This is a genomic window from Microvirga tunisiensis (genome assembly GCF_009296175.1).
Lineage (GTDB): Bacteria > Pseudomonadota > Alphaproteobacteria > Rhizobiales > Beijerinckiaceae > Microvirga > Microvirga tunisiensis.
The window spans coordinates 1-728 of sequence record NZ_VOSK01000921.1 but is presented as its reverse complement, the minus strand read 5'-3'; the positions used below and the strand labels follow the sequence as shown (position 1 = coordinate 728).

At 57.0% G+C, this 728-nt stretch carries 1 protein-coding gene; it reads right to left on the bottom strand.

Annotated features, from left to right (window positions below):
* Positions 1-339 precede the first annotated feature (339 nt).
* Positions 340-582: a hypothetical protein gene (locus tag FS320_RS44530; protein ID WP_152718798.1), complete on the bottom strand. Its 243-nt coding sequence runs from the start codon at positions 580-582 to the stop codon at positions 340-342.
* Positions 583-728: the final 146 nt, after the last annotated feature.

Sequence of the window (728 nt, the reverse complement as noted above, 5' to 3'; positions counted from 1 at the left end):
CTTCTTCCTGAAAATCAAGCACTTCAGACGCATCGCCACGCGCTACGAACAGACCCCACGGGCGTTTATGTCAATCCTTTGCCTCGTCAGCGCGTTCATCTGGACCAAATGAATGTCAACGCGCTCTAGTTCGGGACCATCCGGCGACACAATACCGCACATGGACCTAACATAGAGCAGTGACAGAGAAATCTGACCTGAATAGATGGCCGCCCATCGGATCCCAATTTTTGCCCCTACGGGGTCCGCACCTTAAAGCGCCCTCTTCGGAGAGGCGCTTTTTCTTTGCCTTGGCCTTCTTCTACTTACATTCCATACCGGGTGTTATTCGAAAGGGGGCTAGCCGCACCGCGCAATGAGCGTCGCACGACCCTTCGCGGTCAGGACCGCCACATTCCGGTTCTCAGGGCTGAGCATGGCATAGCCGCTGCTGAACAGCCTATGCAGTGTTACGGTGAGCCGGACATGAGTATCATCATGCACCCAGCCGTAATCATCAGTTCTGTGGGATCGGTAGACGCGGCGGGCGGGCTTTGTGTGCAGAAGACTGAGTGTGCGCAGTTGCGCCGGACTGATGGTCATGGATGCGATCCCTGATCAGTGAGGTGGCTCGGTTTGGTTGAACAGCGTTTTCGGTTCGCTAAGTGGAGCGTCTGCCGGGGTTACGCTGCCGCGCGTTGCGGAAGCGGGTTGAAGTAGGCCTGATCGGGCGTGCTCCGGTCAAGGCT